Annotated in this window: 24 protein-coding genes; 4 read left to right on the top strand and 20 right to left on the bottom strand. The window is 59.8% G+C overall.

The window, feature by feature from the left end; all coding sequences use genetic code 11:
* Positions 1–35 precede the first annotated feature (35 nt).
* Positions 36–518 (bottom strand): GNAT family N-acetyltransferase, encoded by a 483-nt coding sequence (locus ACA060_RS20875; protein ID WP_010461803.1) that lies wholly within the window; start codon positions 516–518, stop codon positions 36–38.
* Between the two features lie 255 nt (positions 519–773).
* On the opposite strand from ACA060_RS20875, the gene ACA060_RS20880 reads away from it, so the two are divergent.
* The 4 genes from ACA060_RS20880 to ACA060_RS20895 all read left to right on the top strand — a co-directional run bounded on the left by ACA060_RS20880 (position 774) and on the right by ACA060_RS20895 (position 3,466).
* Entirely contained in the window at positions 774–1,427 is a 654-nt protein-coding gene (locus tag ACA060_RS20880; protein ID WP_497312927.1) for an HD domain-containing protein, read from the top strand.
* 112 nt (positions 1,428–1,539) lie between these two features.
* Positions 1,540–2,745, top strand: a complete 1,206-nt coding sequence (locus ACA060_RS20885) for an MFS transporter (protein WP_497312929.1) — start codon at positions 1,540–1,542, stop codon at positions 2,743–2,745.
* An 84-nt stretch (positions 2,746–2,829) separates the two neighbouring features.
* Positions 2,830–3,165 (top strand): hypothetical protein, encoded by a 336-nt coding sequence (locus ACA060_RS20890; RefSeq protein ID WP_109633812.1) that lies wholly within the window; start codon positions 2,830–2,832, stop codon positions 3,163–3,165.
* 46 nt (positions 3,166–3,211) lie between these two features.
* Entirely contained in the window at positions 3,212–3,466 is a 255-nt protein-coding gene (locus ACA060_RS20895; protein WP_094468480.1) for a hypothetical protein, read from the top strand.
* A 177-nt stretch (positions 3,467–3,643) separates the two neighbouring features.
* Here ACA060_RS20895 and ACA060_RS20900 read toward each other — a convergent pair whose 3' ends face one another.
* The 19 genes from ACA060_RS20900 to tmk form a co-directional block, all read right to left on the bottom strand.
* Positions 3,644–4,579: an IS110 family transposase gene (locus ACA060_RS20900; RefSeq protein ID WP_497312172.1), complete on the bottom strand. Its 936-nt coding sequence runs from the start codon at positions 4,577–4,579 to the stop codon at positions 3,644–3,646.
* 227 nt (positions 4,580–4,806) lie between these two features.
* Positions 4,807–5,736 carry a PfkB family carbohydrate kinase gene (locus tag ACA060_RS20905; protein WP_497312931.1) on the bottom strand — a complete coding sequence of 310 codons (930 nt, stop codon included), beginning with the start codon at positions 5,734–5,736 and terminating at the stop codon, positions 4,807–4,809.
* A complete protein-coding gene (locus ACA060_RS20910) occupies positions 5,729–7,195 on the bottom strand; it encodes a purine-cytosine permease family protein (RefSeq protein WP_497312933.1) in 1,467 nt (488 codons plus the stop codon). Before ACA060_RS20910 ends, ACA060_RS20905 begins: the two co-directional genes overlap by 8 nt.
* 214 nt (positions 7,196–7,409) lie before the next feature.
* The gene (locus ACA060_RS20915; RefSeq protein ID WP_497312935.1) at positions 7,410–8,408 is read right to left on the bottom strand and encodes an ADP-ribosylglycohydrolase family protein; all 999 of its coding nucleotides are present in this window, start codon (positions 8,406–8,408) and stop codon (positions 7,410–7,412) included.
* Complete coding sequence (locus ACA060_RS20920) at positions 8,405–9,118, bottom strand: GntR family transcriptional regulator (protein ID WP_497312937.1); 714 nt, start codon at positions 9,116–9,118, stop codon at positions 8,405–8,407. The genes ACA060_RS20915 and ACA060_RS20920 overlap by 4 nt, the downstream gene beginning before the upstream one ends.
* A 195-nt stretch (positions 9,119–9,313) precedes the next feature.
* Entirely contained in the window at positions 9,314–10,282 is a 969-nt protein-coding gene (araH, locus tag ACA060_RS20925; RefSeq protein WP_497312939.1) for an L-arabinose ABC transporter permease AraH, read from the bottom strand.
* A 9-nt stretch (positions 10,283–10,291) separates the two neighbouring features.
* On the bottom strand, positions 10,292–11,836 hold the full coding sequence (gene araG, locus ACA060_RS20930; protein WP_109633823.1) for an L-arabinose ABC transporter ATP-binding protein AraG: 1,545 nt from the start codon (positions 11,834–11,836) through the stop codon (positions 10,292–10,294).
* Positions 11,837–11,902: 66 nt separating this feature from the next.
* Entirely contained in the window at positions 11,903–12,907 is a 1,005-nt protein-coding gene (locus ACA060_RS20935) for a substrate-binding domain-containing protein (RefSeq protein WP_497312941.1), read from the bottom strand.
* Between the two features lie 113 nt (positions 12,908–13,020).
* A complete protein-coding gene (locus ACA060_RS20940) occupies positions 13,021–13,839 on the bottom strand; it encodes an SDR family oxidoreductase (RefSeq protein ID WP_497312943.1) in 819 nt (272 codons plus the stop codon).
* A gap of 195 nt (positions 13,840–14,034) precedes the next feature.
* A complete protein-coding gene (locus ACA060_RS20945) occupies positions 14,035–14,910 on the bottom strand; it encodes an SMP-30/gluconolactonase/LRE family protein (RefSeq protein ID WP_497312945.1) in 876 nt (291 codons plus the stop codon).
* A 126-nt stretch (positions 14,911–15,036) separates the two neighbouring features.
* Positions 15,037–15,753 (bottom strand): FadR/GntR family transcriptional regulator, encoded by a 717-nt coding sequence (locus ACA060_RS20950; RefSeq protein WP_109633830.1) that lies wholly within the window; start codon positions 15,751–15,753, stop codon positions 15,037–15,039.
* Between the two features lie 209 nt (positions 15,754–15,962).
* A complete protein-coding gene (locus ACA060_RS20955; protein ID WP_497312947.1) occupies positions 15,963–16,523 on the bottom strand; it encodes a DUF1285 domain-containing protein in 561 nt (186 codons plus the stop codon).
* A gap of 15 nt (positions 16,524–16,538) precedes the next feature.
* Complete coding sequence (locus tag ACA060_RS20960; protein ID WP_497312949.1) at positions 16,539–17,144, bottom strand: DUF4823 domain-containing protein; 606 nt, start codon at positions 17,142–17,144, stop codon at positions 16,539–16,541.
* Between the two features lie 183 nt (positions 17,145–17,327).
* Positions 17,328–18,296 (bottom strand): GTP 3',8-cyclase MoaA, encoded by a 969-nt coding sequence (locus ACA060_RS20965; protein ID WP_497312951.1) that lies wholly within the window; start codon positions 18,294–18,296, stop codon positions 17,328–17,330.
* A gap of 138 nt (positions 18,297–18,434) precedes the next feature.
* Entirely contained in the window at positions 18,435–19,073 is a 639-nt protein-coding gene (locus ACA060_RS20970) for a TetR/AcrR family transcriptional regulator (RefSeq protein ID WP_008152317.1), read from the bottom strand.
* 342 nt (positions 19,074–19,415) lie between these two features.
* Entirely contained in the window at positions 19,416–20,201 is a 786-nt protein-coding gene (locus ACA060_RS20975) for a TatD family hydrolase (RefSeq protein WP_109633837.1), read from the bottom strand.
* 14 nt (positions 20,202–20,215) lie between these two features.
* Complete coding sequence (locus ACA060_RS20980) at positions 20,216–20,572, bottom strand: PilZ domain-containing protein (protein WP_497312953.1); 357 nt, start codon at positions 20,570–20,572, stop codon at positions 20,216–20,218.
* Between the two features lie 42 nt (positions 20,573–20,614).
* Positions 20,615–21,601 carry a DNA polymerase III subunit delta' gene (locus tag ACA060_RS20985; RefSeq protein WP_109633841.1) on the bottom strand — a complete coding sequence of 329 codons (987 nt, stop codon included), beginning with the start codon at positions 21,599–21,601 and terminating at the stop codon, positions 20,615–20,617.
* Positions 21,594–22,226 (bottom strand): dTMP kinase, encoded by a 633-nt coding sequence (tmk, locus tag ACA060_RS20990; RefSeq protein ID WP_008152325.1) that lies wholly within the window; start codon positions 22,224–22,226, stop codon positions 21,594–21,596. The genes ACA060_RS20985 and tmk overlap by 8 nt, the downstream gene beginning before the upstream one ends.
* Positions 22,227–22,233 lie beyond the last annotated feature (7 nt).

The raw sequence follows: 22,233 nt of genomic DNA on the forward strand, positions 1-22,233 counted from the left end.
CGACAACTGGATTCAGCGCAAGAAAACAACGTTTATCAACTCCCCTCGGCAAACTCGCGCAACACCTTCCCATCCATCCGATACCGAACCCACTCTTCCTGTGGCTGCGCCCCCAGCGACTTGTAAAATTCGATTGCCGGTTTGTTCCAGTCCAGCACGCTCCACTCGAAGCGTCCGCAGTCATTGGCGCAGGCGATTTTGGCGAGGTGGCGCAGCAAGGTTTTACCGGCGCCGCCACCGCGCTGTTGGGGGGTGATGTAGAGGTCTTCGAGGTACAGGCAGTTGCTGCCGAGCCAGGTGGAATAGCTGAAGAAGAACACCGCGAAGCCGATCGGCAGGCCGTCGCGCAGGCAGATCAGGCCGTGGGCGGTGGCGCCTTCACTGAACAGGCTGCGTTCGATGTCGGCAACGCTGGCGATGACTTCGTGGCGGGCACGTTCGTAGTCGGCCAGTTCAGTGATGAACCCGAGGATTTGCGGTGCATCGCTGGGGGTCGCCGGGCGGATCTCGATCGTCATGGACGTGCCTTTGTCGAAAGTTGAAAACGCCATACTAAGTCGGCGCTCGTTACATGGGAAATCTTACGGAGGGTAGCTTTTGTGGCGAGGGGGCTTGCCCCCGTTGGGTTGCGCAACCGCCCCAGTACGGTCATCGTAATCTTCCAGGCAGGCAGCGTTGAGGATATCAGGACTGCTGCGCAGTCCAACGGGGGCAAGCCCCCTCGCCACAAAAGCTCCCTCGCCACATATTCGCGCTCACTTAACAGGATGTTTATGACCACTGATGCTTTTACACCGCTGCAAACGCTCGCCACTGAGCTGCTACCCCATGCGCTGGAACCCTCGGAAGATGGCGCTCACGATCTGTCCCATCTGCAACGGGTGTGGCTCAACGTGCGCACGCTTCAGGCTGAAGAAGGTGGCGATCTTGAAGTGATGCTGGCGGCGGTGCTTTTGCATGATTGCGTGGCGGTTGAGAAGAATTCGCCGTTGCGTTCGCAGGCTTCACGCCTGGCAGCAGAAAAGGCCTCTGCCGTGTTGGCCGACATGGGTTGGCCAAGCGCAAAAATCAGTGCGGTCTCCCACGCCATTGAAGCCCACAGCTTCTCCGCCAACATCACCCCGACCTCGCTCGAAGCGAAGGTCATGCAGGACGCCGACCGTCTCGACTCCCTCGGCATGCTCGGCGTCGCGCGCACGTTTTACATTGCAGGGCGCATGGGCAGCGCGTTGTACGACCCGCAAGACCCGGAAGCGAGGGCGCGGGACTACGATGACAAACGCTTTTGCCTTGATCACTTTCAGACCAAGCTGCTGCACCTGGCGGACGGTTTCCAGACGATGACCGGCCAGCGACTGGCGCGCATCAGGCATGAGCGCTTGATAGGTTTCATGGAACTGTTCAAGGAAGAAATCGGCATACCCTGAGCGTATTACTCCGGCCGGCGCTAACCCTGGCATCGATAACCTCGGACCTAACAATGTCGATGTGCGTGGTAGATAGAGGGATTGCGACTTTATCGGGTCAAGGAACCGCGTCATGTCTACCGCACCGCCCCATGTCTCAAGCAGGTTGTTCGGCCTGTTTTGCCTCGCCAGTTATTTGCTGTCGTTGTCCTACGGTTCGACGTTTCTGTTGTCGCTGTTGATCGGCTCCCGTGGCGGTAACGAACACGATGCCGGCAGTGTGATTTCGGCAGCGATGCTCAGTACGTTTGCGGCGGTGATTGTCTCCGGGCACCTGTCTGATGTGCTCGGCGCGGCGCGTTCGATTGCGCTGTTTGCCGTGCTGCTGGTGGCAGCCAGCTTGGGCTTCGCGGTGACGCCGGGTTTCGGCAATCTGTTGTTGTTTTTCGGACTGCTGCTGGGGCTTGGTTGGGGCGTGTTCTACACCTTGGGGCCGATTATTGTCGCGAGTCTGGTAACGCCCGCCCAACGCGCAAAATACTTCGCCCTGCTGTCCGGCAGCATGATGACCGGGATCGGCAGCGGTCCGTTGTTGGGCCGCGCGGCGAGTGCGCTGGGCTATCCGGTGACCGCCGCGTTTTACCTCGCGGCGCTGGCCAGTCTGATCGGCGTGGTGCTGTTTTGGCGGCTTGATGCTCAGTTGAAAAAAGCGCCCTCACCTGCCACCTCCGTCGCGCGCATTTCCTGGCGAGCAACTGTTCAGGTGCTGTCGTCCAAAGCAGTGTTCCCGATCATCATGGTCGGCCTCGGCGGGTGCGTATTCGGTGGCCTGTCGAGCTTTCAAACCAGCTACGCCGCGTCTCGCTCGCTGGATTACTCACTGTTCTTTTTCGGCTTCATGGGCGCGGCGATCAGCAGCCGAATGTTGATTGCCGGTTTCGTGGTCAAGCGCGATCCGTTCCGCGCGTCCTGCCTGCTGTCGGGGCTGATGATGGGCTCGATCGTGCTATTCGGTTTCGTGGTCGACAGTGGGTTCAGCTACGTGCTGGCGGCAATGATGCTCGGAGTCGGTTATGGGCTGACGTATTCGGTGATCAATGGCCTGGCGGCGAACGAAGCGCCGCACGGCACCACTTCGCAATCGTTGCTGCTGTTCAGCCTGTCGTACTTCATCGGCGTGTTCGGTTTTCCGTTGCTGGCCGGAAAGATCATCGTCGAGCACGGAATGACGACACTTCTGCTCACAGTTCTCGCCGTAGGGCTGCTGAACTGGCTGATCACCGTGGGCCGCTTGATCTGGCGCCGGGTCGTCAGCGCCAGATCGCTTCAGCAGGCCTGAACCGTTCGTCGTTCATCAGGCACCAATCCAAATCGGGGGCGGACCAACATCAGGTAAGGACTCTAATTGAATGGAGACGACACCATGATCACGTCCCGCTTGACTGCCCTCGCTCTTGCCACGCTGTTGTCCTCTGCCGCGTTCGCGGCGACCCCCGCCCCCGGGACCGGCCCGACCAACCCGGTCGAAAGTCCAAAGTCCCCGACCACTCAAGGCTCGCCCGGCATGAACACCAATGGCTCGGGCGTCGACAGCGTGCCTGCGTCCACGGGCACCGACCCACGGATTCAAGGCAACGATGCGGGCCGTCAAGGGGGAATGAACCAGCCGGACACCCAGACACCCGATAACGCCGGCACCGGCATCGGCTCGAAAACCACCACCGGTGGCTCGGGTTCCGAAGGCGGTGCCAGTCAATAGTTCGCCCATGCGAGTTGCACCTATCCACATCCATGAAGAGGTAACCATGAACGTCGATAAAAACCTTGAGAAAGAAGTCCTGACCCGTCTGCTGCATGCCCATCCAGGTGGCTTGGGCAAGGAGGTCCTGGACAATTACCGGGGGGAGAAAGTCGTGGCCAGCGCCCTCGCCACGCTACAGGACCGTGGACTGATTCAGCACGGCCATGTGACCTGTAACGAAGCCGGCGAACACTCGCTGCAACTGCCGATCAAACTCAGCGCGGCTGGGGTTGAGGCGGCGCGAAAGCTGGACGTTTAACAAGATGAATCTGGTCGCAGTCGTGCGCGGCTGCGACCGTTTGAGAAAGGCTGGTTAAGGCTGACTCATGTACTGAATTTAATGGCTCCATCGCGAGCAGGCTCGCTCCCACATTGGATTTGTGTCGTTCACAGATCCAGTGTGGGAGATTCTATGTTGCCCGGCAACCCTGAATTCTCAGGCTGACAGGTATTCGCTCTGATTTTTCATCAGGGCAAATGCCACTCGACAGAGCTTTCGGGCCAAGGCAACCAAGGCCTGGGTTTTCGAGAAGCCTCTAGCCAGGTATGCCTCGTAAAACGGCCTCCATTTAGGCGAGCGACACGCCGCCATTGCGGCGTTGTACGCCAAACGACGAACCTCCGGATCTCCTTTTTTGGTCAGGTACCGCTGCCCATTCTTCTTGCCGGAGTCTTCGACTGCCAAGTCCATTCCCAGGAATGCGATGAACGCATCGCTGTTCGCAAAATCGCCCCGCATAAAGGTCGTCGCCAACCCGGTTGCGGTCAGTTCCCCAACGCCTTCGATGGCTTTGCAGCGATCAATATTCGCCTCAATTCCCGCCTCTTTGCTGACCTTGCGCAGCAGTTTCTGAATCGCCTGATCCGCTTGCTTGAACGCCTTCTGCTGAGCGACCTGCACTTTCTTCAACAAGGGTTCATTGGCCCAACTCAACATCAGCCCAGCATGGTTCTGGATCAGCGTTGCACGTCTGTGAAGCAGGCTTTTCAGCGAGCTGTAGGCCTTGGGTGGCGGGCTCCAGACCCGCAGTTTGCTTTGTTCATTCTCCAGGTAACGCGCCAGCAAACGCGCATCGCAGGGATCGTTCTTGGCTCGTTGGCCAACGCCACGGCGGTAATGACTCACGCGATAAGCATCCACCACGTAGACCTGATGACCCATCTCATGGGCCAGCTCTACCGTGTCCAAGTGGTAGATGTTGGTGGCTTCAACGGCGATAGCGCTTTGGGCAGGCAGGGTTTTAAGCCAACGCTTGAGGGCGGTTCGATCGTTCTTGATGTCTTGAATGATTTGCAGGTCGGTGCGATAGACAGCAATTTGGGCCTTGGCGATATCGATACCAACAACCGTCTGCGAAGTAAGGATTGTCATGACGAATCCTCGGAGCTAGGGTTTAAGTGCTTGTTGGGGTCTACCGTTGCGCTGGCTTGTCTCTATCGTCGGTTTACCGATGAATTCCTTATCGGCGCTTTGGGTAGAAGGGGCGGGACGAGAAGTCTCCCACAGTCTGTACTGGTCAGAGTCAGAATCGAGTCTGTAGTCCCACCCACCCCTTCAAGTCTAAACATACAAGCGAGCCTGCTCGCGATGGCGGTAGATCAGACGCCAAAAGTCTTGCGGATCAACTCATCCACTTCAGCAGCCCCAGGCGAAGTCGCCGGCCCCCATCGAGTGACCGCCAGCGCCGCAGCCGCATTCGCCCGCCGCGCCGCTTCACCCGCCGACAACCCTTGCACCAACCCGGCCAGAAACACCCCGGCATGGGCATCCCCGGCACCATTACTGTCCACCGCCTCAACCTTGAAACCGGGCACATGCTGACGTTCGCCGTACTGACTGATCCAGCACCCTTGCGGCCCATCGCGGATCACCATCAACACGTCGGCCGGCAGATGATCGGTCAGCCTGTCCAGCGCCTCGGCAATGTCCGACGTCCCGGTAAACCGTAGCGCCTCGACACTGTTGCTGGTCCACACATCAATGCGCGGCAACAACATCTGCATCAACGGTGCATCCGGCGAATCCACCAACGGGCCCGGGTCGAACACCACGTTGACCGCGTTCGGCAAACCCAGCACCCACTCCACCAGCGCCTGGGCCTTGCCGGCATGCAGCAAGCTATAGCCGCTGACGTAAACGTAGTCGTCCGCCTCGACCGGCACGTTCGCCAGGTCCTCGGCCGTCAATTCGCCCTCGGCGCCGATGCAGGAAATGAAACTGCGCTCGGCCGACGCATCGGTCACCGCAACGCACAGCCCTGTGTCCCGTTCGGCCTTGTGTGCGATGCCAACCTGAATGCCTTCAGCCCCCATCGCCTCACGGGCCAGATCGCCGAAACGACCGGTGCCATGACGACCGAGGTAGACCACCGGCAAACCGTTCCGCTGGGCGGCGGCCATCACGTTAAACCCGCCACCGGCTTCGAAACTGGCGGACTGCGCTAGCACGTCACCGCCCGGTTGAGGCAGTTTGTCCACGGCCATGACCAGGTCGATAATGACCTGGCCGGTGTGCAGCAATCTAGGCATGAGCGTTCTCAGTCATTGCGGCACGACGATCCTTGGCCCCACCGAGCACAAAATAAATCCCCCCGGCCACCAGGAACGTGACGATCCAGCCGAGGCCGTTATGGCCCAGCCACGAGTCAGACAGGAAACCGCGGAACCAGACGTTTTGTTCGGTGGTGCCAATGGTGGTGAAGCTGAAACCCAGCACGATCGCCAGCGCCCAGGCACCAAACGCGCGCCACTCGATGCCGCCGTTGTACCAGTAGGCGCTGCTCGGGCTGACGTCCAGCAGGTCTTGGGGGCTGTAGTAATGACGGTGGATCAGATCAACGACGAAGATCCCGACCCACGCCGTGATCGGCACCGCCAGCAGCGAAATGAAGGTAATGAACGGACCGTAGAAACTGTCGGCGATCAGCATGAAGTAGATCGAACCGGCGAAGATCGCGACGATGTCGACCACCACAGCGTACACGCGCTTGACCTTCAGACCGAGGGTCAACGTGGTCAAACCGGCGGAATACACCGATAGGTTGTTCGACAGCAACAACCCACCGAACGCGGTGATCAGGTACGGCACAGCCATCCAGGTTGGCAGCATGTCGCGGATTGCGATGATCGGGTCAGTGGCCGACGCCAGATCGTTGTTGCCCACCGACAGCAGGCCACCGAGGGTGATCAGCAGCACCAGCGGAATCCCCGCACCGAACGCCGCCGACGCCACCAGGCGCACGGCTTTGACGCTGCGGTGCTGGTAGCGCGACATGTCGGCGCCGGCGTTGGCCCAGCCGATCCCGGTGCCTGCAGCCATGGTGCCGACGCCGATGATCATCGCGCTCAATGGCGCAGGCGTGGCGTTGAATACTGCGCTCCAGTCAATGGTGGCGCAAAGGAAGCCGCCGACCAGAATGTTCAGCGCACCGAACACGTAAGTCGCCCACTTCTGGATGACCAGCAAGGTGGCATGACCGAGGCCGGAGACCGACAAGGTCAGAAGCACGAAAATCGCGATGAAGATCAGGGTCAGTACCGGCGCGCTTTTGGCTTCCACCGGCGAACCGAACAGGATCGAGCACAACGACAGCAACACGAAGGCCGCGGTGGTGGTGTTGACGGTTTCCCAGCCCAGCCGCGACATCAGCGAGACCAGAGTCGGGCCGATGTTGCCGCGCACGCCGAAGATCGCGCGCGACAATGTCAGGCTCGGTGCGCGACCACGACGACCGGCGATGGAGATGATCCCGACCACGGCGAAAGAACCCGCAGCGCCGAGGATCGCGACGATGATCGCCTGCCAGATCGCCAACCCGCGAAACGCCACCAGCGTGGCGCCCAGCGGCAGCCCGAGGATGGAAATGTTGGCCGCGAACCAGACCCAGAACAGTTGCAGCGGATGACCGTTGCACTCAGCTTCCGGCACCGGTTCGATGCCGCGGGTTTCCAGTTGCCCGGCGCTTTGCCCGGCGTTCGATGAACTCATGAAAAATGCTCCTGTTGCCTTTTTTGTGGTTGTGGGCAATGACGGAAGACGAAAACAACAGCCCGGCTGTCCTGGCCAAGTCCGTGCGATCCATTGCGGGGTTATCAATTCAAATACGCGGCGCGCCTATCGCGAGCAGGCTCGCTCCCACAGGTACCGTTGGGTTTGCACTATTCCTGTGGGAGCGGGCTTGCTCGCGAAGAGGCCAGTCCAGTCAGCGCAAGGCTAAAAGCCCTTTTACCAAAGGCTCCAGCTCCAGATCATTAACGGTTTTGACCTGTTCGATCATCGCCACCGGCCAACTCCCAAGCCCCAGACAGGCCCCAAGCATCGCGCCGAGAATCGCAGCGATGGTATCGGTGTCACCGCCCAGGCTCGCGGCCATGCACAGCGCTTCGAACGCGTTCATTTCACCGACGGCGACTTGTTGTGCCAGGGCAAACGACACGATCACCGACTCCTGCGACGCCACCGACGTGCCAATCACGTCGTACAGCAAATCCGCCAGCAACGCTTTGTCACTGTCGACGCTGATGGTCCGCGCCCAACTGATGCGCGAGGCAATCCGTCCGCCCGCGACCCAGTGGCCGTGGCTTTCAGCTTGCTGGGCGATTTGCTGGCCGAGGTTCAAGGCCTCGCCCAGGTCCATGCCGTTGATGCCGGCCGAAACCACCGCCGCCACCGCTGCCGCGCTGGAAATGCCCAGCGTGGTGTTGTGAGTAACCTGGCAGGCTTGTACCACGGCCCTGATGAAACGCTCAGGGTTGGCGACATCCGCTGCGAGGCCCACGGGCGTGATGCGCATCGCCGCGCCATTGGTGGTGCCGTAGCGCCCCGCTTCTTCCGGCGAGTGGCCGGCGAGGATCATCTCGATCGCGCGTTTGGTCGAAGGCCCGAGCAAGTCTTGGGAGCCCTTGGCCTGCATCCCGGCTTCCCATTCGATCAGCCGTTGAGCGAGCACGGCCGGTTCGATCCAGCCCTCACCGTCCACCAACAACTGACCGACGAGAATCGCCTGTTCGGTGTCGTCGGTGATCGAGCCCTTGGGCATGTTGGCGGCGATCGGTTGATCGGGGCCGGCGTCTTGCAGATCGGTGATATGGCCGAAGCGCGCCTTGATTTCCGCGCGGCTCAAGGACTGCGTCGGCATGCCGAGCGCATCGCCCAAGGCCAGTCCGTAGAACGCGCCGAGCGCACGGTCGAGCGCGGTCATTTTGATTCTCCAAACTGCAGGTGCAGGCGAAAGTGCACCGGGTCGAGCAGGCTTTCGACCTGTTCCATGAAGCGGTTTTGCCGGTCGTAGGTGGTGCGCAAGGCTTTGAGGAAAACCGTGCCGACTGGGCGCCCGAGCAACTCGGCGTCTTCTGCGTTCAAGGGTTCTGCGCCGATCCATTGATCGCCGCGTTCGCCGATGTAGCCGTAGGCGGCCAGGGTGATGGTCAGGGAATGGTCGATCAGGCCGACACGCGGCAGGCTTTCCAGGCCTCCGGTGGCGGGCATCAATGAGCGTTCGAGGGAAACCAGCTTGCCGTCGTTGGAACGGCGACGCCGGTCAAGGGTGATGAACTGGTCGGTGCCGAAACGTGACATCAGGTCCGGCCGCGTGACGGCCTCCAGCCGCAGCACTTCGGTATTGATCAGCGCCCCGCTGTCGGCCAGAGCCTGCGCCCAGCCGCTGCGTTGGTCGAGCACCACACCGTCAAAAGTGACGATGGAGCCCACGCCGCTTTGGGTCGCGATGTAGTTGCGTCGTTTCAACTCGGCAAGGGCCTCGCGCAGCGTGCCGCGGCTGACTTTGAATTCTTGAGCCAACTGATGCTCACCCGGCAACAGAAAGCCGTCCTCCATGAGGCCGCTTTCGATGCGCCGGATGAGCTCATCGACCACCCGTTGTTTCTTGTCAAATCGTACCTGTCTAATCATGTACAAAGTGATAACCGAAACGGGCTGGGGTGGGCAAGGATTATTTAAGGGAGGTGACAGGAGGAGTAACCACTGTGGCGAGGGAGCTTGCTCCCGCTCGAGTGCGCAGCACTCGCAAAATCCTGGATCAAAACAGAGATTTTGGGGCCGCTACGCAGCCCAGCGGGAGCAAGCTCCCTCGCCACAAAAGCGGGGTTAGCGTTGTTTGAGACGGTCGATGACGACGGCCAACAATAGGATCGAACCGCGAATCACATACTGATAAAACGTATCGATGTTCTTCAGGTTCATCGCATTCTCGATAATTGCCAGAATCAACACCCCGGCGATCACATGCCGGATCATGCCGATCCCGCCGCTCAGCGACACCCCGCCCAGCACGCAAGCCGAAATCACCGTCAGCTCGAAACCCTGGCCAATCATCGGCTGCCCGGAGGTCATGCGCGACGCCAGAATCACCCCGGCCAACGCACCGATCACACCGTGCACGGCAAAGATGAGGATCTTGGTCCGGTCAACGTTGACCCCGGCCAGCAACGCCGCTTCCTGGTTGCCGCCAATGGCCATGGTGTTGCGCCCGTAGGTGGTGTAATTCAACAACCAGCCGAAAAACAGGAAGCAGACGATGGTGATCAGGATCGGCACCGGCACGCCAAACAACTGGCCGTTACCGAAGACGAAGAACGACTCCTGCGACACGCCGACCGCTTTGCCATTGGCAAAAATGTAAGCCAGGCCACGAACGATCTGCATGGTCGCCAGCGTGGTGATCAACGCGTTGACCCGCAGCTTGGCGATCACGATGCCGTTGATCAGCCCGACGATCAGCCCCATCACCAGCGCCGCACTCACGCCGAGAAACACGCTGTCGGTGTCGCGCATCACCACCGCCGCGACCACGCCGGCACAGGCAATCACCGAGCCCACCGACAAGTCGAAATGCCCGGACGCCAGGCAATACAGCATGGTGCAGGCGGCAATCCCGGTCGTCGAAATCGCCAGGCCCAGACCGCGCATGTTCAGCGGCGAGAGGAAGTTGTCGATCAGCAACGTGCACAGCACGAAGATCCCGACCGCCGCCATCAGCATGACCCAGTCATCGAGAAAGCGCCGCAAGTCGAGGGGTTTGCGCTGGGTCGGCAGAGCGTTGTTTTGGATTGTCATAGTCACCTCTCAGTTCGCCACGCCGTCAGCGCGTTGGCGCGGCAAAGCCAGTTGCAGCAGGTTGGATTCATTGGCCTCTGCGCGAGACAACTCGCCGCGCATCGCGCCTTCGCAGAGCACCAGGATGCGGTCGGAAATGCCCATCACTTCCATCAGGTCGCTGGACACCACGATCACCGCAATGCCGCTGGCGGCCAGGTTATGGATGATCTGGTAAATCTCGGCCTTCGCCCCGATGTCGATGCCGCGAGTAGGCTCGTCCAGCAGCAGGACTTTCATCGGCATCGACAGCCAGCGACCGAGAATGGCCTTCTGCTGATTGCCGCCGGACAGGTACATGATTTTCTGCTCGGCACTGGGCGTCTTCACTTTCAGCGCCTTGATCTGCTTGTCGGCGTTGCCCTTTTCCCACAGACCGCGCAACAGGCAACCGAACGTGGAATGGGCGCCGCGGGCGCTGATGTTGATGTTCTCGGCGACACTGGCGAGCGGCAGGATGCCCTCTTTCTTGCGGTCCTCGGGGCACAGCAGAATCCCGGCAGCGATGGCATCGCGAGGGGAACGCAGTTTCACCTCATGACCGCGAAGTTCCAGGCGTCCGGCGGTGTTGCGCGTCAGCCCGCTGAGCATCCGGAACAGCTCGGTACGACCGGCGCCGACCAGACCGAACAGCCCGAGAATCTCGCCCTTGTGCACCTCGAAACTCACCGGCTCACGCAAGCCAGGCCCGAGCAAACCGTCAACCTTGAGCGCGACGGCACCACGCTGGCGACTGCGGTAATCGTAAATGTCCTGAATGTCGCGCCCGACCATGCACGTCACCAGTTGGTCGTGGGTCAGTTCACTCATGTCCTCGAAGGTGCGCACATAACGACCGTCCTTGAACACCGTCACCGCGTTGCAGATGCGGAACACTTCTTCCATGCGATGGGACACGTAAAGCACCACTTTGCCTTCGTCGCGCAGGCGCCCGATGATCGCCATCAATCGATCGATCTCCCGCGCCGACAGGCTGCTGGTCGGTTCGTCAAACGCGATCACATGCGCACCACGGGACAACGCCTTGGCGATTTCCACCAGTTGCCGCTGCCCGAGGGACAGGCGCCCGACTTTCTCCTGCGGATCGATTTCGTCGGCCAAGCCTTTGAGGCAGGCCAGCGCTTGTTGCCGCAGCGCACCTCGATTGATCAAACCGAAACTGGCCGGCAGATGACCGAGGAACAGGTTCTCCGCGACGGTCATTTCCGGCACCAAGTGCAGCTCTTGGTGGATCACCGCGACGCGGCTGGCGATGCTGTCGGCGGTGGACTTGAAGACCATCGTCTGTTCGCCGATCTGCAGGTCGCCGCTGCTCGGCGTGTAGGCACCGCCGAGGATTTTCAGCAGGGTCGATTTGCCGGCGCCGTTCTCGCCCATCAAGGCGTGAACCTGCCCCGGATGAGCGACAAAGCTGATGCCATCCAGCGCCTTCACCCCGGGAAAGGTCTTGCCGATCCCGTTGAAGCGCAGGCTGCCGCCGACGCTGTGCTCATGTGTCTGTACTTGCGCGTGCATAAAACCACCTCATCACACAAATCAGGCGGCCCCGTCGCCAGGGCCGCCGATGAAATCAACCAGCCCTCAGTTCCACAGGCCGATCTTTTCCAGTTCCTGCTTGAAGTTCTCGCGAGTGATCAGCGTCACGTCGTCCATCGCGGTGTACTTCGGTGGTTCTTTGCCGGTGGTAACCCACTCGAACATCATGCTGGCGGTGTTGTAGCCCTCGATGTGCGGACTTGGCAGCATCGAACCGAAGAAACCGCTGTTGGCTTTCTTCAGTTCGCCGATCGCGTCGGTGCCGTTGATGCCGATGCCGATCACGTTGGCCGCGGCAAAACCGGCGCTTTCGGTGGCGCGCACGCCGCCCAGCACGGTGTTGTCATTCATGCCGCCGATGATCAGGTTCTTCGCCGCGCTCGGCAGTTTCACCAGCGCCGAGTTGGTGGCGTCCATGCTGCCTGGCACGTCGAGGGTTTTCAGGGCCGAGAACAGGATGTGGTCTTTCGGCATCCCGGCGTCTTCGAGGGCTTTGACTGAGCCGTCGGTGCGCTTCTTGCCAGTGTCGAGTTCATTGAAGGTGTTGATCACCGCGTAGGTGTCTTTCCAGTCCCAGCCGCGTTTTTTCGCTTCGGTGGCCATGGCCGCGCCCTGCTTCTGGCCGACTTCGAACGCCGCCATGCCGAGGTACGGAACGTCTTCCATGAACTTGCCATTGGCATCGACGAAGCGGTCATCGACGGCGATGACTTTCAAGCCATTGAGCTTGGCCTTGGCCATGATGGCCGGGCCGAGGGAGACATCCGGCGGGCAGATCACGAAGCCCTTGGCGCCGTTGGCAGCGAGGCTGTCGATGGCCGAGAGGGTTTTCTCGCCGTCAGGCACGGCGATCTTGATCACGGTGAAGCCCTTCTCTTTCCCGGCCTTTTCGGCGAATGCCCATTCGGTCTGGAACCAGGGCTCTTCCGCCTGCTTGACCAGGAAGCCGATTTTCACTTCCTCGGCCGCCAGCAGCGTACTGCTCAGGCTGACCGCAGTGACCGCCAGAGCGGCACAGCACAGGGAACGGATCCCACGACGACGATTCATAAGCTGACTCCTTGTTATTTTTTTTGAGCGTTATTTGAAAACGGTGCAGCAAATAGTCATATCGTATGATGATTGGATTTCAGACGGAGTTTCGCGTCTGAAAGCCGTTTTGCTTAGTCGTGATACATGACCGAGCGACCACCATCGATGGTGATGCATGAGGCATTGATGAACGGCGCTTCATCGCTGGCCAGGAAAACGGCAGTCATCGCCACTTCCATCGGTTGCCCGATACGCCGTGGTGGGTGCAGGTCGTAGGCCCGTTGACGTTCGGCCTGGGGGTCGGCAAAACCGTTCCAGTAATCGACGTTCAGTTGGGTTTCGATGTAGCCCGGCGCGATTGCATTCACGCGAATGCCCTTTGGCGCGTATTCAATGCCCAGCGCGCGGGTCAGTCCGAGCAAGCCGTGCTTGGCCACTGGGTACGGGAAGCAGCCCGGAATAATGTGAGTGGAATGGGTTGAGGCGATGTTGATGATGCTGCCGATGCCCTGCTCGATCATTTGCGGCAGCACCGCTTTGCAGCCGTACCATGCGCCGTCGAGGTCGATGGCGAAGCAGCGATGCCAGTCTTCTTCGGTCATTTCCAGTGGATCCCGGAACACGTTGATCCCGGCGCAGTTGACCAATACGTCGATCCGGCCGTGAAGCTCGACTGCCAACCTGGCCATCGCGTGCAGATCTTGTTGCCGGGAGACGTCGGCCTTGATCGCGCAGACATCGAAGCCTTTATCCCGCCAATGCGCCGCGACTTTCTCGACTTTCTCGACCTGGACATCACTGATAATCAGCTTGGCGTGTTGCGACGCGAAGGTGGCGACGATCGCCTCGCCAATGCCCTGCGCAGCGCCGGTCAGCAACACCACCTTGTTTTTCAGGCGCTCGCCCTTGGGCGGTTCGGGCACGGGTGGCAAGGAAAGAGGTTCAGCCATGGATCAAGCCCCCTTTTGCAGGCACGACAAAAACCGGGCATCTGTCGATGTCCGGTCAAAATTCTTTTGGGAAAATCGCTGCATCACTTCACCTGTTTTGTTTTTTTAAGTGTGAGTGCGTGTAACTGATGGCCGACTATAAACCCGACCACCAAATAATCTCAATATATAATTTTACATCCCATATTTTGGGATTTATCCAGCAAAGCGTGTGCAGGGTTTTCCGGGTACATCGACGCGAATCGACAGCAGCGCACCGTCCAGCGGGTGGTTGAGCGGGCTCGCGGCGCTGGTGATGTACAGGGTTTTCAAGTCTTCGCCGCCGAACACGCAACTGGTGGGGCGGCTGACCGGCAGTTCGATCACGCGGTCGACATAGCCGTCCGGGGTCAGCCTGATCAGGCAGCTGCCGTCCCATCGGGCGTTCCAGATGAAGCCCTCGGCATCCATCGCCGAGCCATCCGGGCCACCTCGCTCATGGGGACCGAACCAGACGTACGCGGTGTCCAGATTGCCGTCGGTGTGAACGAAATAGCGGTACAAGGTTTGGTCCATGCTGTCGGCGAAAAACAGCGTGGTCTCGTCTTCGCTCCACAGCAACGTGTTAGGAATGCCCAGCCCGCGAAGCAGCGGCGTGACACGGGCGTCGCGGTCGATGCGAAACAGGCCGCCGGATCGACGCACGATGGGCAAGTCTTCGCCGTTTTCTCCGATGTTGTTTTGCATGGTGCCGAGCCAGAGCCGGCCCTGTGCATCGCAGCGGGCTTCGTTGGCGCGGTTGCCGGGTTGCGGATCGGCGACGCAGAGCAAGGTCAGGCGCGGTTCGAGTCCTGGCGATTCAAGGTCCAGGCGATAGACGCCGCTGCTCAACGTCACCAGCGCATCGCCACTCTCGCAGGGGATGAACGCGGAGACGTGTTCCGGCATTTCCCAGATCTGCACGTTGGCGCCGATCAGCCGCAGGGCTTGCTTGCCGGCAATGTCCACCCAGTACAGCGCTTGGGTCGGCGCGTCCCAGAACGGGCCTTCACCGAGTTGCGCACGGTGTCCGGTAACCGCATTCCACGTCATGAAACCTCCTGTTTAATGCTTTATGTGGGAGTGAGCCTGCTCGGGATGGCCGTGTGTCAGGCAACTTAGTTGCTGAATGCTAAACCGCTTTCGCCAGCAGGCCCGCTCCCACAGGGTTCTTTATTGTCAGCTGGCTTTTTTGTCGGCCATGACTTGCGGGTAGAAGCGTTTGATCGCCAGGTCCGCGTTATCGATCAGGGTCATGCAGGCCCAGACACCCCGCGCGGCATCCCGGGCGGCGATGGCGTCGGCCATGTCTTTGTGAATCGGTAGCGTGCGGCGCAATTCGTCCGGGTCGGCGGCAGACACTTCAAAAGAAACAGCCAACAGCGCACCGAGGGCCGGGACCATTTGTTCGATGAACTGGTTGTGACTGGCGGCGAGTATGCACTCGTGGAAGATCTGGTCGGCGTGGTTGTAATCGATGCCGCTGTCCACCGCCCTCTCCAGCGCGTTGTAAGCCTGCAATATTGCCTGAACCTGTTCGACCGTCGCGCGCTCGCACGCCCAGCGCACGGCCATCGGTTCGATGGTGCGACGCAGATCGAGCAAGTCGTCGACGAAGTTTTCCGGCAAGCCGCTGCGTGACAGCCAACCCACGACTTGCGGATCAAAAAGATTCCAGCGCCGCACCGGCAACACCCGCGTGCCGACCTTCGGCCCGACTTCGAGCATGCCTTTGGCGACCAAGGTCTTGATGGCTTCGCGAATGACCGTGCGACTGACACCGAGTTGCTCACCCAGGTCGGCTTCGACCTTGATGGTTTCGCCGGGTCTGACCTGGCCTGCAGCTATCCAGCAACCCAGCCAATCGACGGTCGACGCATGAAAACTGCTGGACATGGGCACCTCGATGCAGGAACGGCACAAAGCCGTTCGCGATGGATGCCCACGCTAATCATCATACGATTGGGTGTCAAATTGATTTTTTCGGATGAACCCACAAATCCAATGTGGGAGCGAGCCTGCTCGCGATGGCGGCGTAACAGGCAACATCTATGGTGAATGTTATGGCCTCATCGCGAGCAGGCTCGCTCCCACAGTGTTATGTGTTACGGCTCGAGGCCGATGGGGAAGAACTCGCCGTCGCTCCACACGCCCAGCCAGCGTTGCCCGTCGATCTCACGGGTCACGGCCAGTTCCACCAACTGGTAGAAGACGTTACGGTGGATCAGCGCTTCGAGGTTGGTGCGCACATGCACGTAAGGCGCAGGTTCCTGGGTGACTGGATCGATGACTACGCGAATCGGGTGTTCAGTGCCGGCGTCCGCGGTCTCGTCGACGTTGGTAGTGAATCGCAGGATCTGAGCTTCGCCCTCGCCCTCCACGTCCACGGCAATCGCCACAAACGGCGCATCGTCGACCTTGATGCCAACCTTCTCGACCGGGGTGATCAAGAAGTAATCATCGCCATCGCGGCGGATGATGGTGGAGAACAGCTTGACCATTGGCTTGCGTCCGATCGGCGTCCCCAGATAAAACCAGGTGCCGTCACGGGCGATGCGCATGTCGATGTCGCCACAGAAGTCAGGGTTCCACAAATGGACCGGCGGCAAGCCTTTGGTTTTGGGGATTTGCCCCAACAAGTCGTTGGCTTTTTGCGGGCCACTCATGGCGTTCTCCTTGGGTTACTGGTCGCTGAGCCCGATCAGGCTGCGCGCGTATTGCTCCAGCGGCGGGCCAATCAGGTCTTGTGGCTTGTTGTCGTGGAACGTCAGTAAACCGCCACGACTCTTGATACGTGCAGTATCGATCAAATACTGGGTGCTGGTCTCGATCAACATGATCTGAATCACGCCGCTGTCGATGCCGAGGCGATCGACGTATTCCTGATCGAGCCATTCGTCCGAGTTACCGATACGGTCATCTGCCTTGGCGAATCGCGTGTAAAGCAGGTAATGGGCACCGGCAGCGCGGGCTTCACCCATGGCCTGGTCGAGGCCCTCGGGGGTGCGGGCGCGGCGGACCATCGGGAAATATTCGATAAAGCCATTGAAGGCTTCTTCAGCGACCACGTTCGGTCGCGGATAGGCACTGCCCGGCGGCGCGAAGGCACCTTGGGCGATGTAGATGAACGAGTCCGGCTGGATGCGCAGGTTATTCGCCCGACGACTGTCGCTGTGATCCAGCAGCCCTGCATCGCTCATGTGGTAGCGAGTTCCTTCAGCCATATCGCTGACATTCATGCAGCCACCAAGCGCCAAAACGGCCAGCAGCAAAACCAGGCTACGCATCCTACCCTCCAGAGGCCGGTGACGGAAAACCGGCGAATGGCCATGGGATGCAGCTTCCGCGCCAGTCTTCAGGAATGCGAACATTTGTGGCGAGGGGATTTATCCCCGCTAGGCTGCGAAGCAGCCCCAAAAATGCGACTGCTGCGCAGTCCAACGGGGATAAATCCCCTCGCCACAGCTGGATCAGCCGCCAATAATCTTCATGACAGTCGCACCACCGGAGAACGCCACTTCCTGCTTGTCCCCCAAGGCTTTCACCAGAAGGCGCTGCAACGCCGGCAATGCCTGATGGCGCGGTTTGTCCAACAGATCGCCGACATAGTGGCGATTGCTCGATGATAAACAGCCATGCAACCATCCGGTGGATGACAGGCGCAGACGCGAGCAGGTCCGGCAGAAGGGAACGCTTTCATTGGCAATCACACCAAAATGCCCCATCCCCGGGATTGCGTAGCGCACAGCTGTGGCGTCTACGGGCGCATCAGCTTGCAGGTATTCGTAGCGCTCGCCGATCAGACTCAACAACTGCTGAAGACTGACGAACTGCTGCAGGAAGGCGTTGTTGTCACTGGCCAGGTGGCCCATGCGCATCAGCTCGATGAAACGCAGCTCATAGCCACGCTCAAGGCAGTAATCGAGCAACGGCATCACCTGGTCAAGGTTCTGCCCGCGCAGAGGCACCATGTTGACCTTGATTTTCAGGCCGGCAGCCTTGGCCTGGTCCATACCGTGGAGCACGGTCGCCAGATCGCCGCCACGGGCAATGCTGCGGAACGCGCCAGCGTCCAGGGTATCGAGGGAAACGTTGATGCGACGGATGCCGGCGTCCACCAGCAACGGCAGCTTTTTCGCCAGCAGCTGACCATTGGTGGTCAGGCTGATGTCTTCCAGGCCCATCTTGCCGACAGCCGTCATGAAGGCTTCGAGTTTGGGGCTGACCAGCGGCTCGCCACCGGTGATGCGCAAGCGCTCGATGCCCGCCGCTTCGATCAGATACGCCACGCCGCGCGCCATGGCCTCGGCCGACAATTCATCCTGCGCAGCCACCAGCCGCTTGCCGTTGGGCACGCAATAGGTACACGCGTAATTGCAGGCTGAAGTCAGACTGATCCGCAAATTGCGAAAACGCCTGCCTTGACGATCAACGATCATGGAGCACTCCGGCGAAAGGAATTCGAACCCGTAAAACTTGACTCACAAATCAAGTTTTAGCAAGTCCCATGCCTGAGTATATTCCTGAGGTACTGCGCCATATAGCGAAATCATGGCGCAATAAGGCAACTGAATGGTTCAGCTGCTCGGGGTGTCGGTATCGCGCTTGCGCTTGTTGCCCATGCGCACGCCGATGTCCATCAAGAACTGGAAGAAACCTTCCTGATCTTCCAGCACATTGCTCCAGAACGGCGAGTGATACAGCGCCACGGCGCCGTGCACCAGCGCCCAGGACGCGCAGTAATGGAAGTAAGGCGGTACGTCTTCGAGCTTGCCTTCGCTGATCCGGCCTTTGATCAGCAGGGTCAGGCGTTCGAAATTCGAGGCGCGGATCTTGTGCAGCTCCTCGACCATTTCCGGCACCTGATTGCCTTTGACCACCTTCTCTTCCAGGCGATCGAACAACCGATAGCGCTGCGGATCGCGCATGCGGAATTCGAAGTAGGCCCGGGACAGCGCTTCCTTGTCCTTGTCCACATCCGCAGAATGCAACAGCTCGTTCAGATCACGCTCGTAGTCGAGCATCAGGCGCAGATAGATCTCCGCCTTGGATTTGAAATGCTTGTAGATCGTGCCTTTGCCGATACCGACGGCATCAGCAATCATCTCGACGGTGACACTGTCTTCACCTTGGTCGAGGAACAGCTTGAGCGCGGTATCGAGAATTTCTTGCTCGCGGCGACGAAACTCACGGACCTTACGAGGTTCTTTATGCATAAGAAAAGGTCTGTTGGGGTCAAAATTCGAAGCCGCGTATTATGCCTAACTTACGCAAAAATGCACGGATCATCCGACCATATCTGTGTTTCTTGATGATTTCACACAGGGCGGCCCTTTGATGAGAACTCTTCCGAAGCGCCCGTATTCCAAAATTGTTTAAAAACCGGGGCCGGTAAACTGGACTCGGCGCAATACTGATCAATACTTGAACTGTCGGCGGGACATCTCCCCCAAGTGTCGCGTCGATATAGGTACCAACGGACCGCGTGCCTTTGTTTTACTCCTAATGGTCTTAACCCGGATTCACCCCCCAGAACCCGGGTTTTTTTTGCCTGCGATTCAGCCTTTCACATGCGCCAGCGGGAACAGCCGCTTGAAGTTTTCAGTGGTCTGCTCGGCAAATCGCTCATAGGACTCACCCCGCAACATTGCCAGAAATTCCGCAACCTCGCGTACGTACTGCGGCAGGTTGGGTTTGCCGCGATAAGGGATCGGCGCGAGATACGGCGAGTCGGTTTCTACCAGCAATCGATCAGCCGGCACTTTGCTGGCCACGTCACGCAACGCATCGGCATTGCGAAAAGTGACAATACCGGACAGGGAAATGTAATAGCCCATGTCCAGTGCAGCCTTGGCCATGTCCCAGTCTTCCGTGAAGCAATGCAGCACGCCCGCTTGAGGCAACGCCGCCTCGCGCAGCAGACTCAACGTATCGGCGCGGGCGCCGCGGGTGTGGATGATCACCGGCTTGCCCGTTTGTTGAGCAGCCTGCAGGTGCAAGCGAAACGATTCCTGCTGCAACTCGGCCGCTTCCGGCTCGTAGTGATAATCCAGGCCGGTCTCACCAATCGCCACCACACGGGGATGATTGAGCTCACGCAACAACCAATCCAGCGCCGGCGCGGCTCCCGGTTGCACATCCAGCGGATGCACGCCCACGGAACAGTCGACGTCGTCGTAACGTTCAGCCAGGGCTTTGACGTCCGCGGCGTTCTCGACGCTGACGCCGATACACAAAAAGTGCCCTACCCCGCGCTGCCGGGCCGCATCAAGCGCCGCATCCAGAGAGCCGTCGTGGGCGGCAAGGTCAAGACGATCGAGGTGACAATGGGAATCTACGAGCATAAAAGGGCTGCAACTTACATCGTATGAGTGGGACGGTCGGACTTAAGGGTACCGGCCAGATGGGTTTCGATTCGACTGCGCGCCGTGTTGTCGCCGTCGTTGAATTGTACGCCGACCCCCGCGGCCCGGTTGCCCTGGGCCCCTTTGGGGGAAATCCAGGTAACCTTGCCGGCGACCGGAATCTTCTCGGCCTCATCCATCAGGTTGAGCAGCATGAACACCTCGTCGCCCAACTTGTAGCTTTTGTTGGTCGGGATAAACAGACCACCGTTCTTGATGAATGGCATGTAGGCCGCATAAAGCACGGACTTGTCCTTGATGGTCAGGGACAAAATGCCGTTGCGCGGCCCCGGATTGACGGCTTCATTCATGCTGACCTCCATTGCTGTTGATCAGAGTCTAGGCGCAGACGATCACTTCTGGGTAGGCAAGGATGCCCATTGCACCAGCAACGCTTCGAGCAACAGCGCCGGATTGAGGTTGGCTTTGCTCATGACCTTCTGACGCTGGGCGAGGATCCAGTCCTGGATATTCAAGACTTTATCCTGAGCAGTTTTCTGCGCCAGGTATTGAATGACCTTGCGCATGTCCGTCAACCCCAGGCCTTCTTCATCCTGGGTCAATTGATAGCGCAGGATCAGACTCGACCAGTCGCAGAACCAATCGAACAGCAACAACTGCGGGACGGTTTTCCATTCTTCGGCCAGTTGCGTCGGCGATTGCTGTTGCTTAAGCAACTTTTTCACACCTTCGACCACCAGCGCTCGCTGCTCGCGCACGCCCTGGGTCTGCAACTTGACCGCGGCCAACGGAGAACCGGCGGCCAGGGTCAGCAGTTCGACACGCTCTTCTTCAGAGCTGTCCGGCAGGGCCTTGGCCAGCCAGGCCAGACTCATCGCCTCGCTCGGCAACGGGCAAGCCTGCTGCACGCAGCGGCTCTTGATCGTCGGCAGCAGACGACTGGTCTGGTGACTGACCAATAGCAACACGGTGTCGCCGGAGGGCTCTTCAAGACTTTTGAGCAAGGCATTCGCGGCGTTAACGTTCATCGCCTCGACCGGCTCGATCAACACCACTTTGCGACCGCCCATCTGCGCGGTCTGCACCACAAAGCTGACCAGATCACGCACCTGATCGACCTTGATCGCCTTGTCGGCCTCTTCGGGTTCCAGAATGTAATTGTCGGGGTGGCTGCCGGCCTTGAGCAGCAGGCAGGATTTGCACTCACCGCAGGCATCCTGCGCGGTCGGACGCTGGCACAGCAGGCTGGCCATCAACCGCTCGGCCAAAGCCCGCTTGCCGATTCCGGCCGGGCCATGCAACAGATAGGCGTGCGCATGTTGCTTGCGACCGGCCAACTGCTGCCAGAGGCTGTCCTGCCACGGATAGGCTTCAGCCACGGGTCAACTCCAGCAGACGTGGCAGCAAGGCGTCCAGCGACTGCTGGACCTGCGCCAGCGGCTGAGCGGCATCGACCAGGACATATCGCGCCGGATCAGCTTCAGCACGCTTGAGGAACGCACTGCGTACGGCATCGAAAAAGGTTCGGCCTTCGAGTTCGAAACGATCCAGTCGACCACGGGCGCTGGCACGGGCCAGACCCACTTCCACCGGCAGATCGAAGATCAGCGTCAGGTCCGGGCGCAAATCGCCCTGGACAAACGTTTCCAGAGTCGCGATGCGCTCCAGGGACAAACCACGACCGCCACCCTGATAGGCATAGGTCGAATCGGTAAAACGATCACACAAAACCACCGCACCACGGGCCAGCGCCGGGCGAATCACCTCGGCCAGGTGCTGGGCGCGCGCTGCGAACACCAGCAACAACTCGGTGTCGGGATTCATGACTTCATCAACCGGCGCCAGCAGCACTTCGCGAATCCGCTCGGCCAACGGCGTACCACCCGGCTCGCGGGTCAGCACTACCTCGATACCGGCGGCGCGCAGGCGCTCTGCCAGGTATTCGCGGTTGGTGCTCTTGCCGGCGCCTTCCGGGCCTTCCAGGGTAATAAACAAGCCAGTCACAGGCAGT

Source organism: Pseudomonas sp. LBUM1671 (assembly GCF_059695685.1).